Origin of the sequence: Bradyrhizobium viridifuturi, assembly GCF_001238275.1 — a bacterium.
In the GTDB taxonomy this organism is placed as follows: Bacteria; Pseudomonadota; Alphaproteobacteria; order Rhizobiales; family Xanthobacteraceae; genus Bradyrhizobium; species Bradyrhizobium viridifuturi.
In genome coordinates, this window is sequence record NZ_LGTB01000028.1 from 106,719 (window position 1) to 122,931 (window position 16,213).

At 63.0% G+C, this 16,213-nt stretch carries 9 protein-coding genes and 1 tRNA gene; 5 read left to right on the forward strand and 5 right to left on the reverse strand.

Annotated features, from left to right (window positions below):
• Window positions 1-12: 12 nt before the first annotated feature.
• The 3 genes from ALC15_RS24700 to ALC15_RS24710 all read right to left on the reverse strand — a co-directional run bounded on the left by ALC15_RS24700 (window position 13) and on the right by ALC15_RS24710 (window position 3,390).
• On the reverse strand, window positions 13-195 hold the full coding sequence (locus tag ALC15_RS24700; RefSeq protein ID WP_050629501.1) for a hypothetical protein: 183 nt from the start codon (window positions 193-195) through the stop codon (window positions 13-15).
• Window positions 192-1,799 (reverse strand): GMC family oxidoreductase, encoded by a 1,608-nt coding sequence (locus ALC15_RS24705; protein ID WP_050629502.1) that lies wholly within the window; start codon window positions 1,797-1,799, stop codon window positions 192-194. The genes ALC15_RS24700 and ALC15_RS24705 overlap by 4 nt, the downstream gene beginning before the upstream one ends.
• Before the next feature lie 157 nt (window positions 1,800-1,956).
• Window positions 1,957-3,390 (reverse strand): coniferyl aldehyde dehydrogenase, encoded by a 1,434-nt coding sequence (locus tag ALC15_RS24710; RefSeq protein WP_050629503.1) that lies wholly within the window; start codon window positions 3,388-3,390, stop codon window positions 1,957-1,959.
• Window positions 3,391-3,706: 316 nt separating this feature from the next.
• Here ALC15_RS24710 and ALC15_RS24715 point away from each other — a divergent pair.
• Window positions 3,707-3,783: transfer RNA gene (locus ALC15_RS24715), tRNA-Met, on the forward strand.
• Between the two features lie 128 nt (window positions 3,784-3,911).
• Here the strand turns inward: ALC15_RS24715 and ALC15_RS46470 are convergent.
• The gene (locus ALC15_RS46470) at window positions 3,912-6,884 is read right to left on the reverse strand and encodes a hypothetical protein (protein WP_244486244.1); all 2,973 of its coding nucleotides are present in this window, start codon (window positions 6,882-6,884) and stop codon (window positions 3,912-3,914) included.
• A 592-nt stretch (window positions 6,885-7,476) separates the two neighbouring features.
• On the opposite strand from ALC15_RS46470, the gene ALC15_RS24725 reads away from it, so the two are divergent.
• Together ALC15_RS24725 and ALC15_RS24730 are read left to right on the forward strand one after the other, a co-directional pair.
• Window positions 7,477-9,618, forward strand: coding sequence for a type I secretion system permease/ATPase (locus ALC15_RS24725; protein WP_050629504.1), 2,142 nt, complete (start codon window positions 7,477-7,479; stop codon window positions 9,616-9,618).
• A complete protein-coding gene (locus tag ALC15_RS24730) occupies window positions 9,602-11,014 on the forward strand; it encodes an HlyD family type I secretion periplasmic adaptor subunit (protein ID WP_050629505.1) in 1,413 nt (470 codons plus the stop codon). Before ALC15_RS24725 ends, ALC15_RS24730 begins: the two co-directional genes overlap by 17 nt.
• A gap of 21 nt (window positions 11,015-11,035) precedes the next feature.
• Here the strand turns inward: ALC15_RS24730 and ALC15_RS24735 are convergent, their stop codons facing one another.
• Window positions 11,036-11,839 carry an FkbM family methyltransferase gene (locus ALC15_RS24735; RefSeq protein WP_050629506.1) on the reverse strand — a complete coding sequence of 268 codons (804 nt, stop codon included), beginning with the start codon at window positions 11,837-11,839 and terminating at the stop codon, window positions 11,036-11,038.
• A gap of 148 nt (window positions 11,840-11,987) precedes the next feature.
• On the opposite strand from ALC15_RS24735, the gene ALC15_RS24740 reads away from it, so the two are divergent.
• Window positions 11,988-13,298 (forward strand): autotransporter strand-loop-strand O-heptosyltransferase, encoded by a 1,311-nt coding sequence (locus tag ALC15_RS24740; RefSeq protein WP_244486245.1) that lies wholly within the window; start codon window positions 11,988-11,990, stop codon window positions 13,296-13,298.
• Between the two features lie 44 nt (window positions 13,299-13,342).
• Window positions 13,343-16,213: beta strand repeat-containing protein (locus tag ALC15_RS24745; protein ID WP_200914691.1), on the forward strand; the 2,871-nt coding region annotated here is incomplete at its 3' end.

Sequence of the window (16,213 nt, forward strand, 5' to 3'; positions counted from 1 at the left end):
TCGATGTCCGGCCTATTCGATGCCGGTAAAGAAATCATCCTCGTCACCGGCGCTCGCCGTCATTTCGGGCGCGATGAAGTCGCGAGCCCGGAATCCATCGAGCCGCGGGTTCAATGGATAAATGGATTCCGGGCACGCGCTCACGCGCGCCCTCAGGTGCGCAATTGCGCACCGGGGAATGACAAAGAAGTTCACCCCGCGCGCATCTCCGCCCGGATCATGTCGGCGGCCTTCTCGCCGATCATGATGGTCGGCGCATTGGTGTTGCCGCCGATCAGCGTCGGCATGATCGAGGCGTCGACCACGCGCAGGCCGTCGAGCCCGTGCACGCGCAGCGTCGGATCGACCACCGCGAGCGGATCATTGGTGCCCATCTTGCAGGTGCCGACAGGGTGATAGACGGTGTCGGAGCGCGCCCGCAGGATGCTGCGGATATCGTCGTCGGTGCGGACATCTGCGGTGAACATGTCCTTCTGCTGCAGCGCGCGCAGCGCCGGCGTGTCGAGCAGCCGCTTCGTCATCTTGAAGCCGGCGACCATGGTCTCGACGTCGCTTTCCTCGCCAAAGAAATTCGGATCGATCGCGGGAGCTGCCATGGGATCGGCGCTGTTCAGCCACACGCTGCCACGGCTCGCCGGCCGCAGCAGGCAGACATGGCAGGAGAAGCCGGTGCCCCAGCGCGGCTTGCGGCCGTGGTCTTCCACCATGGCCATGCAGAAATGCAGCTGAATGTCGGGGACGTCGAGGTCGGGCCGCGTCTTCAGGAAGCCGCCGCATTCGGCGACGTTCGAGGTCATCGGGCCGCGCCGCTCGCGCCGGTATTGCCCGATGCCCTTGATGATCCGCCCGATCCCGCTCCACGACAGTCCCGAGAAATAAGGTGCGTCGGAGGCGAAGCCGAACACGAAGTCCGGATGATCCTGCAGGTTCTGTCCGACACCCGGCAGCTGATGCACGCTGGCGATCCCGTGCTTGCCGAGCGCTGCGGCGTCGCCGACGCCCGACAGCATCATCAATTGCGGCGACTGGAACGCGCCGGCAGCGAGGATGACCTCGCGCCGCGCGCGCAGCACCTTCTTCTCCTTGCCCTGCATGTACTCGACGCCGACGGCACGCTTGCCCTCGAAGAGGATGCGGGTCGCGTGCGCCTGCGTCTCGATGCGCAGATTGGGCCGGCGGCCCATGTGGGGATGGATGTAGCCGCGCGCCGCGCTCCAGCGCTCTCCGTTCCGCTGCGTCACCTGGTAGATGCCGAGGCCTTCCTGCTCGGCGCCGTTGAAATCGTCGCGGATCCGGAACTGACCCTCGCGCGCGCCTTGCAGGAACATCTCCTTGACCGGATTGTCCGACTGCAGGCCCGTGACGTTGAGCGGCCCGCCCTTGCCGTGATATTCGCCGTCGAGCTCGGTGTTGTTCTCCGAACGCTTGAAGTAGGGCAGCACGTCGGCATAGCTCCAGCCGGTATTGCCGAGCGAAGCCCAGTGGTCGTAGTCGGCGCGATGGCCGCGGATATAGACCATGGCATTGATGGCCGAGGAGCCGCCGAGGCCCTTGCCGCGCGGCTGATAGCCGATGCGGCCGTTCAAACCCTTCTGCGGCACCGTGTCGAACGCCCAGTTGTTGATCTTGCCCGAGAGCATCAGAATGATGGCGCCGGGCGTGGTCACCACCCAATTGTCGTTCTTGCCGCCGGCATCGAGCACCGCCACCGAGGTCGCCGGATCCTCCGACAACCGCCCCGCCACCGCGCAGCCGCCGGAGCCGGCACCCACCACCACGAAATCGAATGTGTCAGTCATTTTTGTTTCCCCCATGCAAGTTATTTGTTGTCATTCCCCGGTGCGCAATTGCGCACCTGAGGGCGCGCGCAGCGCGAAGCCGGAATCCATTGCGCCGCATCGATGCGGATAAATGGATTCCGGGCTCGATGCTTCGCATCGCCCCGGAATGACGCCGCTAAGACAACATCCGCATCAGCTTCTCCAGCCGCGCGATCTTCGCGCCATAGGGCGGATAGAGGTCGGCGAGCCTGTTGAACCGCGAGCGGTAGAATACCGGCTTCAGCTTCGTGAGCGTCCTGAATCCCCATTCGCCGTGATAGGCGCCGGTGCCGGACGCGCCGACGCCGCCCATCGGCTGATAGGCCTGCGCGAAATGGAACAGGCAGTCATTGACGGTGACGCCGCCGGACACCGTGCGCGCCAGCACCGCGTCGCGGGCGGCGTGATCGGTGCCGAACCAGTACAGCGCCAGCGGGCGGTCGCGCTTGTTGATGAAGGCGATCGCCTCCGTTGAGTCACGGGTGGCGATGACCGGCAGCAGCGGCCCGAAGATTTCCTCCTGCATCACGGTCATCTCAGGCGTCGCATCGACGATGACGGTCGGCGGGAATTTGCGCCGCTGCTTCCACTCCGGATCGTTCGGCGCTGCCGGCTGCATGATGGTCGCGCCCTTCGCGGCGGCGTCGGCGACGAGGGCCTCGAGCCGGGCGTAGTGCCGGTCCGAGACGATCGAGGTGTAGTCGGGATTTCTGGGGTCGGTGCCGAACATGTGCTGCATGTGGCCCTGCAACCGGATCGCGAACGGCTGCACCGAGGCTTGCGGCGCCAGCACGTAGTCGGGCGCGATGCAGGTCTGGCCGGCATTGAGCAGCTTGCCATAGGCGATGCGTTGCGCGGCCTCGTCGATGTCGGCGGAACCGTCGACGATCGCGGGCGATTTGCCGCCGAGCTCGAGCGTCACCGGCGTGAGGTTGCGGCCGGCCGCCTCGGCGACCAGCCGGCCGATTCGGGTCGAGCCGGTGAAGATCAGATGATCGAACGGCAGCGCCGCAAAGGCCTTCGCGATGTCGTCGTCGATATCGGTGACCGCGAGCTCGGCGGTGTCGAATTTCTTGGCGATCGTCTCCATCAGCAATTCGGAGAATCGCGGCACCAGCTCGCTCGGCTTGATGATGGCGCGGTTGCCGGCCGCGATCGCCGCGACCGCGGGCGCCAGCGTCAGCTGCAGCGGATAATTCCACGGTGCGATGATCCCGACCACGCCGAGCGGTTGCGGGATCAGCCGGTTCTTGGCCGGCGCGAACTGTACCGTGGTCGGGATCCTCTCGGGCGCCATCCAGCCCTTGAGGTGCTTGGCGGCACGCCTGATCTCGCCAAGCACCAGCATGGTCTCGGCGATCGCGGTCTCGACGGTGGAGCGGTGGCCGAAATCGGCCGAGATCGCCGCCTCGAATCGCGCCTCGTTCTCGGTCAGCGCGGCGCGCAGGCGCCGCAGTCGGTCCAGCCGCGCCTGCAAGGTCGGCGCCGGCTCGCTGCGCGACAGCTCGAATTGGCGGTGAAAGACCTCCTCAAGCGCGTACAGCCCCGGGCTCTTCAATGGCCGGTCCATTGGCGTTTCCCCTCGGATGACGATTCCTTGACGGATTTTATTGGCGCCAAGCTCCGCTTTTGCGTGCGATCTGGCAAGGCCCGGTTCCCGGCGGTAATTCTGTCAGGAAAACCGGTGATTTGGACGTCACAAAATCCTCAAAAACCCGCATCCGGGGCTTTCCAAACCGACCTCACGTTGATACATACGCCCCGCACCCGACGGCTTCGGCCCGGGTCGCCTTCTCAGGAAGCTCTCCGGACGGATCGATCGGCGCCGTTACAAGCGTTGGCCGGCAGGTTCGGGCACCCTTCCTGAAAGGCACGCAACGGTTTAACGCGGGGTGGAGCAGCCCGGTAGCTCGTCAGGCTCATAACCTGAAGGTCATAGGTTCAAATCCTATCCCCGCAACCAAGTTCGGACCTACCGGTTCCGATGAAATGGCCCGCATCTCGCGGGCCATTTTTGTTTTGGGAGAAGGTTCGCCTCGATCGTCGGTACCGGAGGACCGATCACTGCCTCCCGGCAAACCGGTCCGCGCGCTAGACGATGAAGTGAAATTCCTGCCAGGCGCTCCACATCATGCCGTCTTTGGCGCGAACCCAGAGGTCGTCGGTGACGGTTCCGCCCTGGAAGGTGGTGCTGGCAAGCTGGGCCGCGCTGACATTGATGGCGGTGTTGGTGGGCTGCGCGTTGCCGCCGATGCTCCAGTGACCGCTGTTGGCTGACGTGGTCGAATCCCAGAATTGATATTGGGTGATGCTGTCGCCGTCGGGATCGGTCACCGAAAACAGGTTCGATGCGGCCACGCTCTGGTTGGCCGTGGCGTGGAAGTCGGCCGCGGAGACGATCGGAGCCTGGTCGATCGGTGCGGTGACGTGAAATTCCTTCCACGGCCCCCAGGCAATGCCGTCGTAAGCCCGCGCCCACAGATCGTCCGAACCGGAGCCGCTCTGAAAGCTCGTGCTCGAGAGCTGGGCAGCAGTGGCATCGATCGCGACGTTGGTGCCCTGAGCCACTCCGCCGACCACCCAGTGCCCGCTGCTCGGATCCGACGTCGAATCCCACACCTGAAAATTCGCGATGGTGTCTCCATCCGCGTCGGTGGCGGAGAACAGCGCGGAAGCCGCGATATCCTGGCCGTGGCTCGCCGCAGCGTCGGCGGCCGTCACGATCGGAAGATTGTCGAGCGGCGCGTTGACGTGGAATTCCTTCCAGTTGCTCCAGACCATGCCATCGAAGGCTCGCACCCAGAGGTCGTCGGAGCCTGAACCGCTCTGGAATGATGTATTGGCCAGCTGTGCCGCGCTGACATCGATGGCCTGGCCCGCCGGCTGTGCGGCGCCGGCCACGACAAAATGCCCGCTGGCGGGATCGGTCGTCGAGTCCCAGAACTGATAATTGGTGATCGTATCGCTGTCGGGATCGCTGACCGCGAACAGGTTGGACGCGGCGATGTCCTGACCATGCGTGGCGGTCATGTCCGACGCGCTGACCACCGGCGCGTGGTCGATCGGCGCGTTGACGTGAAACTCTTTCCAGGCACCCCATGTGATGCCGTCATTGGCTCGCACCCACAGGTCATCCGAGCCGGAGCCCGACTGGAAAGAGGTGTTCGTCAATTGAGCAGGTGAAACATCGATCGCGATGTTGGCAGCCTGCGCCACTCCGCCGACCACCCAATGACCGCTGGAGGGATCGCTCGTTGAATCCCAAACCTGATAGGCGGTGATCGTGTCGTTGTCGGCGTCGGTTGCGCTGAAGAGATTGGATGCGGCGATATCCTCGCCATGGGTCGCCGCAAAATCGGTCGCGCTGGCCACCGGCGCATGATCGGGACCAGGCGTGACCGTGAACGGGACCCATGCGCCCCACAGCGTTCCATCGTAAGCCCTCACCCAAAGCTGGTCCGGAGCCGAGCCGAACTGGTAGCTGGTCTGGGCAAGCTGCGCCGCAGTGATGTCGATTTCCGCATTGGTGGCTTGAACGGCACCGTTCACCACCCATGCGCCGTTGCCGTTGCTGTCCCACAGTGCGTACTGGGTGATCGGATCGCTATCCGGGTCGGAGGCGCTGAACAGGCTCGAAGCCGCGATCGACGTTTGCCCGTGTGCCGCCGTGAAGCCGGAAGCGGAAACGACGGGAGGATGGTCGACGCCTGGCGTCGCCGTGAACGGGACCCATGCTCCCCAGAGATATCCATCATAGGCGCGGACCCAGAGCGTGTCGGGGGCCGAACCGAACACATAGCTCACTTGCGAGAGGTTGGCGGCCGCGACGTCAATCTCGGCGTTGGTGACTTGCGCAACACTGCCGATAGTCCAATGGCCGTTGCCCTGCGTGTCCCAGAATGCATATTCGGTGATCGTGTCGCTGTCCGGGTCGCTGGCGGAGAACAGGGACGAGGCAGCCGCCGCGAGCTCCATATGCGCGGCGGTCACGTTTGCTGCCGTGACCACGGGTGCATGATCGGCCGGCGAGATCACGAAGGATTTCCAGTCGCTCCACAAATAGCCGTCGAACGCTCTCACCCACAATGTGTCCGAGCCGGGTCCGGCCTGATAATTGACCTGAGCCAGCTGCGACGCGTTGATGTCGATCTCGGTGTTGGTGCCCTGGGCGACGCCTCCCACCGTCCAGTAACCGTGGCCGTTGGTGTCCCAGAAGGAATATTCGGTGATGGAATCGCCGGTGGCCATGTTCACCGAGAACAGCGACGAGGCCGCGTAGATCTGATTTCTTCCTGCGGACTGGTCGCCGGCGGTGACGACCGGCGTCGTCCGGATGCTGTACCCCAGATCCTTCAGAACGCCGATGTCCAAATTGGAGATCGCGTACTGGTAATCGGGGTAGAAGACGATCCCGTTCATCAAATCCAGCGTGAGCGGATCCTTGACGGTCGACGGGGTGGCGTAGAAGTCGGATTGCTGGTTGCCGAAATGATAGTAGTTCTGGGTGGTGCTGTTTGTGGTCAGGGGCACCGGGCCGCCATAGGCGGCCTCGGCATTGGCGCCGATAAAGTATGCGCCCATCGCGGTCTTCTGAATCAGATTGTCGAACGTCGATTCGTATTGGCCGGCAAGCTGGCCGCTCTGGTCGTACCAGCCCGTCATGCCGAAGCCGTGCATCAGCTCATGCAGAAAGACGTCGATCGGATTGATCACGTTTCCAGGCACCTGACTGGCGTAGGTCAGGCCATAAGCCATGTCGATGTACTGGAAATAGCCGGGATCGATGTTGATGGTGATGTCGCTTGTCGCGCCCGAGACATGCTGCCCGGTGGTCAGCTCGTATTGGCTTGACGGCTCGTACAACGGGAGCGTGCCATTTGTTCCGACATAGTAGCTCGTGGTCGGCCCGCCATCGGCACGGCCAACGCTGGTGGGCAGGATGTTGAGCTGCACCACCAGGGTGCCAATGCCCAGGATATAGCGCTGCCAGACATTGAGGGCCTGCTCGAGATCGTAAACAAGCGAGGCTTCGGCGGACGCGCCTGCGTTCGAAGAATCGTTCAATGTTACTGAATAATTCCAAGGCATCTTGGTCGGACTTTCAATCTATGGTAGCGTACCAATAATAAGTACTATTCATGCTGATCAGTCACGGGTAGTCAACAGACGTCGAGCGCGGGCTGCGGTGGTGCGTGAGGCTGTTCATGTACAGCGCCTCGGGTGCGATCGGCCTGAACTTGGGCGTGGAACAGAGTTCGCGCCATTTCTGCAGGCTGTAATATCAGCTCGGCACGACACTCTTATACGTCACCCGGCCGATGCGATCGTCGCTGCGACGCCGATGACGGCCATCTCAAGCGCCGCGGCCCGTAAGACTACGGAGCGTGGTTCAGCTGCGGGCGGTTCCGACGAGGGATTCCGGGATCGGCATGATGTTGCTCGTGAATTCGGTCGTTCGTTCACAACGCCAATTGCATCCCGCCAAAGAGACATAGTACTCTGGGCGTCATATTCATCTGCTGCTCTGTCGGTTCGTTGCGAATAGTCGGTTTGCGCTGGCGACGAGGTCGAAGGAGCAGGGACGGGGCGCTCCCGACGGTGTCGGTTCGCGTTCGACGGCAGTTATTTTCAGCTACTGAGCAGATTAAATCGCGAGATGATTGAAACGCGGAGCGGTACGGCAGCAGACAGCGGGATCGTTGCACTCGCGATGCTGCTGCGTTTTCACGGCATCCCCGCCGATGTCGACCAGATTCGTCACCAGTTCGGCAATGGACCGGTCGGAACGCCGGAGATGCTGCGCTACGCGCGCTCGACCGGCGTCAAGGCTCGGGAAGTGACGACCAACTGGCTAAGGCTCGAGAAGGCTCCGCTTCCTGCCATCGCGTTGTTGCGCGACGGTGGCCATTTGATCCTTGCCAAGGTCGGCGCCGACAAGATCCTCGTGCAATCGCCGCTGTCGGAGCGCCCGGAGTTGATCACGCGGGCCGATCTGGAAGCGGTGTGGTCAGGCCGGATGATCCTGGTCAGCCGCCGCGCCGGACTGGTCAATCTTGCACGCCGCTTCGACCTGTCATGGTTTCTGGGCGCGATCCACAAGTATCGATACCATTTCGTGGAGGTGTTGATCGCCTCCTTCTTCCTGCAGCTGTTCGCGCTGGTGTCACCGCTGTTCTTTCAGGTGGTGATCGACAAGGTCCTGGTCAATCACACTCTCAGCACGCTCGATGTGCTCGTCGTGGGATTGATCGGCATCGCGGTGTTCGAGACGGCGCTTGCGATATTGCGGACCTATCTGTTCTCCCACGTGACGAACCGGATCGATGTCGAATTGGGAGCCCGCTTGTTTCGGCACCTCATCGGGCTGCCCATTGCCTACTTCCAGGCTCGCCGGGTCGGCGATTCGGTTGCGCGGGTCCGCGAGCTCGAGAACATCCGCAACTTCCTGACCGGCTCCGCCCTGACGGTCGTGATTGACCTGTTCTTCACCGTCGTCTTCATCGCGGTGATGTTCGTCTACTCGCCGATCCTGACCTGGATCGTGCTCGGATCCTTCCCGCTCTATGTCGGCATCTCGGCCGGCGCGACGCCGCTGTTCCGTCAGCGCCTCGACACCAAGTTCGAGCGCGGGGCCGAGAACCAGGCCTTCCTCGTCGAGAGCGTGACCGGGGTCGAGACCATCAAGGCGATGGCGCTCGAACCGCAGATGCAGCGGCGCTGGGAGGAGCAGCTTGCCGGATACGTCGCGGCCAGCTTCCGTGTGCTCAGCCTCGCCAACGTTGCGAGCCAATCGGTCCAGTTCGTCAGCAAGCTCGTCACCGCGGTGATCCTTTACGCCGGGGCCAAGCTGGTGATCGACGGCAGCCTCACGGTCGGCGAGCTGATCGCCTTCAACATGTTCTCGTCGCGCGTCAGCGCGCCAGTCCTGAGGCTGGCGCAGCTCTGGCAGGACTTCCACCAGGCGAGGCTCTCGGTTGCGCGGCTCGGCGACATCCTGAATACGCCGGCCGAGCAGACCTTCAGCCCCGGCCGCGCAGTCCCGCCGCCGATCAAGGGGCAGGTCACGCTTGAGCACGTGTCGTTCCGATACCGGGTCGATGGACCCGAAGTGCTGCACGAGATCAACATCAACATTCCCGCCGGCCAGGTCGTCGGCATCGTCGGCCCGTCGGGGTCGGGCAAGAGCACCTTCACGAAGCTGGTTCAGCGCCTTTACGTTCCGGAGAAGGGCAGGGTCCTGGTCGACGGCATCGACCTTGCGATGGTCGATCCGGCGTGGCTGCGCCGCCAGGTCGGCGTCGTGCTGCAGGAAAACGTGCTGTTCAATCGCAGCGTCCGGGAAAACATCGCGCTCGCCGACCCGGCCGCTCCGATGGAGAAGGTGGTCGCCGCGGCCCAGCTTGCGGGGGCTCACGAATTCATTCTGGAACTGCCGGAAGGCTACGACACCGTCGTGGGCGAGCGCGGCTCCAGTCTGTCGGGAGGACAGCGCCAGCGCATCGCGATCGCGCGCGCCCTGATCACCGATCCGCGCATCCTGATCTTCGATGAAGCGACCAGTTCGCTGGACTACGAAAGCGAACGGGTCATCCAGGACAATATGAACCGGATCGTGAAGGGGCGAACGGTCTTTGTCATCGCGCACCGGCTGTCCGCCGTCCGGCGCACCGATCGAATCATCACCATCGATCGCGGCCGGCTGGTTGAGCAGGGCTCCCACGAGGAGTTGCTGAGCTCGGGCGGAAGATACGCGTCGCTATACCGGTTGCAGGCGGGGATCCATGAAGTCGGCTCGTGAAGCGCCTGCGGTCGGGCGTAAAACGCGGGACGAGCTGGCGTTCCTGCCGGCGGCCCTCGAAATCGTCGAGACGCCACCATCTCCGACCGCCAGGCTGACGGCCATCTTGCTTGCCGCCCTGTTCTGTTGCGCCGTGGCATGGGCCGGCCTCGGCAAGATCGATATCGTTGCCTCTGCTCCCGGAAAGATCGTGCCGGGCGACCGCGTGAAGCTGGTCCAGCCGCTTGAGATCGGGGTGGTGCGGGCCATTCACGTCCGCGACGGTCAAACCGTCAAGGCCGGCGAGATTCTGATCGAGCTGGATCCGACCAGCAATCAGGCCGAGCTTCTGCACCTGAAAAACGATCTTCTCGCGTCATTGCTGGACATTGCCCGCACACGCTCTGCGCTCGACGGCAACACGAGCGCGCTCGACGGCGCGCCGGAGGACACGCCGCCTGCCTTGATTCAGATGCATCTGGAGTATCTGCGCAGTCAGGATTCCGAGCAGCGCGCCAAATTGTCCGAGCTGGATCGGCAGCGGGTGCAGAAGGTGGCGGAGACCAAGACGATCGACGCCGGCATCGCCAAGATTGAAGCCTTGCTGCCGGTGCTGCAGGAGCGCGTCAACGTCCGCAAGTACCTCGCGGACCGGGAATACGGTTCAAAGCTGCAATATCTGCAGGAGCTTCAGGAGCTCGTCGGGATGCAGCAGGACATCCTGGTGCAGAAAAGCAAGCTCCAGGAGGGCAATGCTGCCGTGGCCGCGCTCGACGAGACGCGCGCCAAGCTTGTCTCGGAATACCGGCATCGCCTGTATGACGACCTGGCCAAGGCGACGCAGAAGGCCGGCAGTCTCAAGGACGAGGTGTCCAAGGCCGAGCACAAGACCAATCTTCAGAAGCTTGCGGCGCCGATCGACGGCGTGGTGCAGCAATTGGCCGTGCACACGGTCGGCGGTGTCGTCACGCCCGCCCAGACGCTTGCGGTGGTCGTGCCGAGCGACAATCTGATTGAAATCGAGGCGATGGTTTCGAATCGCGATATCGGATTCGTGCACCCCGGGCAGGACGCCGAAATCAAGGTCGATACCTTCAACTTCACGCGCTACGGCCTGCTGCACGGCAAGATCGTCAGCGTCTCGCCCGATTCCGTCTCCCGCGACAAGGCACGGGATTCCGCCCGCGAGCCCAATGCTGCTGGGACGGAGGAGAGCAGCGAGCCGAAGGGGCAGGGGCCGGTGTATATCGCGCACGTCTCGATCGACCGGACCAAGATGGTCGTCGACGACAAGGAGATCAGTCTTTCGCCGGGAATGACCGTCACCGTCGAAATCAGGACGGGTGCCCGCAGCATCATGAGCTATCTGTTGTCGCCGATCATGCGCTACCGGCAGGATGCCCTCCGCGAGCGGTGACGACGCCCGGCGGTCAGGCCGTCACGACGTGGTCCGGGATTCCACGTGGCTCAGGCTTGGATCTGATTCGTGGATCGCAAGGCAGTTTTGCCCCGCGTCGTAGGTGCGGTATCCATGATCGTTCAGCGTACGAACCAGGGCGGCCTTGTCGGTCTTGATGAATTCCGCATGGATGATCGGATGATGCTGCCGGATCGTGGCGCTGGCGCCCTCCAGCACCTTCAACTCCATCCCCTCGACGTCGATCTTGATCAGGTCGCAGCGGCCCAGGTTCAGCGAGTCCAGCGTAATCATTGTCGTCTCAATCCCGCTAGCCTCTGAATAATCGATTTGCTGCCCGATCTGTTCCGTGGCGGAGCGTTGCGTCACCTCCAGGCTGCCGAAACTGGCGGGCTCCTGATGACTGAGGGCCGGCACCCGGGTTTTTCCGGCTTCCGACGAAATGACCGCGTGCATCGCCCTCGCGTTGAAGCAGTTGTTGATGGCGATGTTGCCGGCAAGGGCGTAGTAGACCCGCTCCTGCGCCTCGATGGCAACGACCGAGCCCCAGCCGTCCATGTGCCTAGACCATTCGATGGTGTGAACGCCGATGTTCGCCCCGCAGTCGATCGCGACCACGCCATCGCCCCGGTAGGTTCTTCGCAGTGCAAGAAGACCCTTCGTCAGCTCGATTTCAGTGGCGTCGAACGTGCCATGCTCGAGAATCTGAATCCCGACTCCAAAAGTGTGGCCGCCCGCGATGTGGTAGTCCAGCCGGTTGACGATCAGCGGGCCATGCGTCGACGCTGCGATCACAAACGGGATCTTGCTGGGATTGCGGCTCATCGTTGTGTGTTTCTTTGTGTCTGCCGCGTGGGAACGGCTGCGAGGGGTACCCGCTAAGGTTTTCGTCCGTTGACGCGGTTGTCAATCTCGCTTACCTTCGCTGCACTTTTTAAGAGGCTGTTTATTATTTCAGGGCAGGGGATATTTCGTGAATGCCATTGCCGTTGCGCCGGCGATCGGGCTGAAGCGTTCGATTGACGATGTCACCGACCAACCCAAAATAATCGTTGATCGTTCGACGAGCGCTGTATCGGGCAAGCCGGACGCTGTCGCGTCGGGTGCCGACGCGCCGAAACCTGCCTATCCTCCTGCAGCCGAACAGCCGACCCAAGTGGGTCCGAAGGGGCTGCGCTTCGACTTCAACGACGGCGCCCGGGTGTTTTGTCCCCCGGGAGAAAGCCCATGGCGCGTGCGGCTCTGGGACGCCGAGACCGGCAACCTTCTCTTCGAGACGCAGTTCGCGGGCGGTCGCGTCAACAGCTCAAAGCGCTACTACATTCGCTTCCGCATCGAAGTCTTGCAAGGCGATGATGTCATCTTCTCGCACGAGTACAACGCGACGGATCGTCACGTTCTGATCCAGCTTCCGATCGGGACGCTGGGAGACACGGTCGGCTGGTTTCCCTATGTGGCGAAGTTCAGGGAAGCTCACGATTGCAGGCTGACCTGTGCAATGGCGGAGAAGTTGATTCCGCTGTTTCGGGATGCGTACCCCGACATCAACTTCGTCACGCACGAGGAGATTCAAACCGATCGCTACTACGCCACGTACAGCGTCGGATTGTTTTTCGACGACAAGAACTTCGTCTATCAACCATGCGACTTCCGCTTTGTCGGACTGCATCGGACCGCCGGATACATCCTCGGCGTCGATCCGACCGAAGTCGCGCCACGCATCTCGCTGGCTGATGACCAAAGGCCGATCCCCGAGCCTTACGTCTGCATCGCGGTGCAGAGCACCACGCAATGCAAGTACTGGAATAACCCCAACGGCTGGCGGGAGCTGACCGGTTTTCTCACGCAGGCCGGCTACCGCGTGATCTGCATCGATCAGAAACCGACGCACGGCCACGAGCTCGTCTGGAATCACATTCCGAACGGCGCGGAAGACTGGACCGGTGACCGTCCCATTCAGGAACGGGCCAATCTGCTCCAGCACGCGGACTTCTTCGTCGGTCTCTCCAGTGGGCTTGCGTGGCTGGCCTGGGCGGTCGGCACCCCGGTCGTCATGATCTCGGGCTTCACGCATCCGACAAATGAATTTGCTACGCCATATCGCGTCATCAATTACCACGCGTGCAACAGCTGCTGGAACGATCCGGCAGTTCGATTCGACCACAAGGATTTTTTCTGGTGCCCCCGTCACAAGGGGACGCCGCGTCAGTTCGAGTGCACAAGGCTGATCACCTTGGATCACGTCAAATCGGTGATCAGGACTATTCCCGGATTCAAGCTCTAGCCGATTTTTTTAAGCACTGACGATTTTCATGGGGGAGCGCTGCCATGACCACCACTTTTGTAAGCTCGGGTTTTACCAGCTCAGGTTTGATCGAAGCGGGCGGCGATACGCTTGAGGTCCTCAACGGAGGCTCCGCGGTCTCGACGACGCTGAGTAGTGGTGGCCAGCTCCTGGTCGATTCCGGCGGCTACGTAGACTCGACCACGATTTCAAGCGGCGGCAGCGTGACCATCAGCGCCGGCGGCGTGATGAGCGGTACCGGCAGCGGCAGCACGGGCGTTTTCAATAGCGACAACGGCACCGTCAACGTGCTGTCCGGCGGCGTGGTGGATCATATCCGTGTCAGCAGCGGCGGCGTGCTGAACATATCGTCAGGCGGCTTCACCAGCGGCGGTATCGGTTCGGGCACCGGCGTTTTCTCAGGTGGCGTGGAGAACATCCTGGCCGGTGGTTCCGCGTCTTTTATCGCGGTCTATACCGGCGGTGTCATGAACGTCGCCGGCGAAACGCTGAGCACCGTCGGTATTTCGGGAGGCGTCGAGAACGTCCTTTCGGGCGGCTTCATCAGTGGCGCCTCGCATTCGGGCACGGGGGTTTCTGCGGGAGGCGTCCTCAACATCTCTGCCGGAGGTTCGGGCGCCTTTGTGGGCGTGTACACCGGCGGCACGGCCAATGTGGCCGGCGTCATTCTCGGCAATAGTGTGATCTCGAGCGGCGGCGTCGAGAACGTGTTGTCGGGCGGCTTGATCTCAGGGTCGGGCGGCACGTTCACGGGCGATTACGGTACGCTCAATATCGAGGCGGGCGGCTCGGCAACTCGTTTCGACGTGTTTTCTGGTGGCATCGCCAACATTGCCGGATCGGCGGGCAGCGTCGGTGTCTGGGGCGGTACGGCCAGGCTCCAGGTTGGTGGCTCCGCCGGCGAGTTTGACTTCTCCGGGCCTGGCGTCTCCGGTGGGACCGGGTTCTCGGGGAATGGCGGCAAGCTGGAGATTGATGGCCTCTCGATGCCCGGAGCCACAATCTTTGGCTTCGTTGTTGGGGATACGATCAACCTTACCGGCGAGGGCGCTTCGCACGTTACCAGCGTGGGCCTCGGCGCGAATAACGTTCTGCAGATAGCGACCAACGATCACGGCACGCTGACGCTTCAGCTGGACCCGAGCCAGATCTTTTCCAATCCGTTCGGCCGCACAGGCGATGCCTCCGGCACCGACATCTTCCTCTTCACCAGCGCCGGTGGTAGCGGCAACATAACCGTGAGCAGTGGTCAGACTGACTTGGGGCTGGTTATCAGCAGCGGTCAGACGCTCAACGTTCTGTCCGGCGGAACGGCCATCGGCACCGTGCTCAGCGGTGGCACCGAGAATGTTTTCGGAGCCGAGCAAAACGCCACTGTGAGCAACGGGGGCGTGCTCAACGTCTCCGCCGGCGGAATCGTGCACGGCGTCGCGGTGTCGAACGGCGGCACCTTGAATGTGGCGGGCACGATCACCAGCAACACGGCGGTCTTCGGCGGCGGTGTCGAGAACATCCTGTCCGGCGGCTTCATCTCCGGCCAGATCGGATCCGGAACGGGAATTTCGGGCGGCACCCTCAACGTGCTGGCCGGCGGCTCGGCCTCCTATGTCGGCGTGTCGGCGGGCGGTACCTTCAACGTCTTCGGTACGGTGCTGAGCATGGTCGGCATCACCAGCGGCGGTGTCGAGAACGTGCAGTCGGGTGGCCTGATCTCCGGCGCAACGAGCTCCGGGACCGGCGTTTCCGCCGGCGGCGTGCTGAACGTTCTGGCCGGTGGTTCGGCCGTCCACGTCGGTGTGTCGAGTGGCGGCACGTTCAACGTCTTCGGCAACGTGCTGAGCAACACCGCGGTCTACAGCGGCGGCGTCGAGAACGTCGAGGCGGGCGGGTCGATCTCCGGTGCGAGCGGGTCCGGAACGGGAGTTTCGGGCGGTACGCTCAACGTACTGGCGGGCGGCTCAGCCGCCTTCGTCGGCGTGTCCGCTGGCGGCATCCTCAACGTGGCGGGCGTGACGCTGAGCAATGTCAGCATCACCAGCGGCGGTATCGAGAACGTGCAATCGGGCGGTCTGATCACCGGGGCGATCAGCTCGGGGACCGGCGTTTCCGCCGGCGGCGTGCTGAATGTTCTGGCCGGTGGTTCGGCAGACCACGTCACCGTGTCGAGCGGCGGCACCATGAATGTGTCGGGCACCGTGCTCAGCAATGTGGCCGTCTTGTCCGGCGGCGTTGAGAATGTTGCCTCGGGTGGCGTCGTCACCGGCGTGACGGGTTCCGGGACGGGCGTATCCGGAGGTACGGTCAACGTATTCGGCGGCGGCGCGCTGGATCACCTGACGGTTTCGAGCGGCACGCTGAATGTCTCCGCTGGCGCCACGGTGCACAACATCACGGTGTCGAGCGGCGGCACCATGAATGTTGCCGGCGCGATGACCAGCAACACGCTGATCTCGGCCGGCGGTATCGAGAACGTGCTGTCCGGCGGATTGATCTCCGGCGTGACGAGTTCGGGGACCGGAGTTCTCGGCACATTGAACCTTCTGGCCGGCGGTTCGGCGGTTCACGTCGGCGTCTCGAGCGGCGGCACGTTCAATGTTGCGGGCGTCGTGCTCAGCAATGGCGCCGTCTATGACGGCGGTGTCGAAAATGTTCTTTCCGGCGGTCTCGTTACCGGCGTGACGGGTTCCGGCACCGGCATCTCCGGCGGCACGGTCAATGTCCTTGCGGGTGGTGCGCTGGATCACCTGACGGTTTCGAGCGGCACTTTGAATGTCTCGGCTGGTGGCACGGCACACGACCTTACGGTGTCGAGCGGTACCCTGAATGTTGCGGGTACGATCATCAGCAACACGCTGGTCTCGAGCGGCGGTGTCGAGAACGTGCTGTCCGGCGGG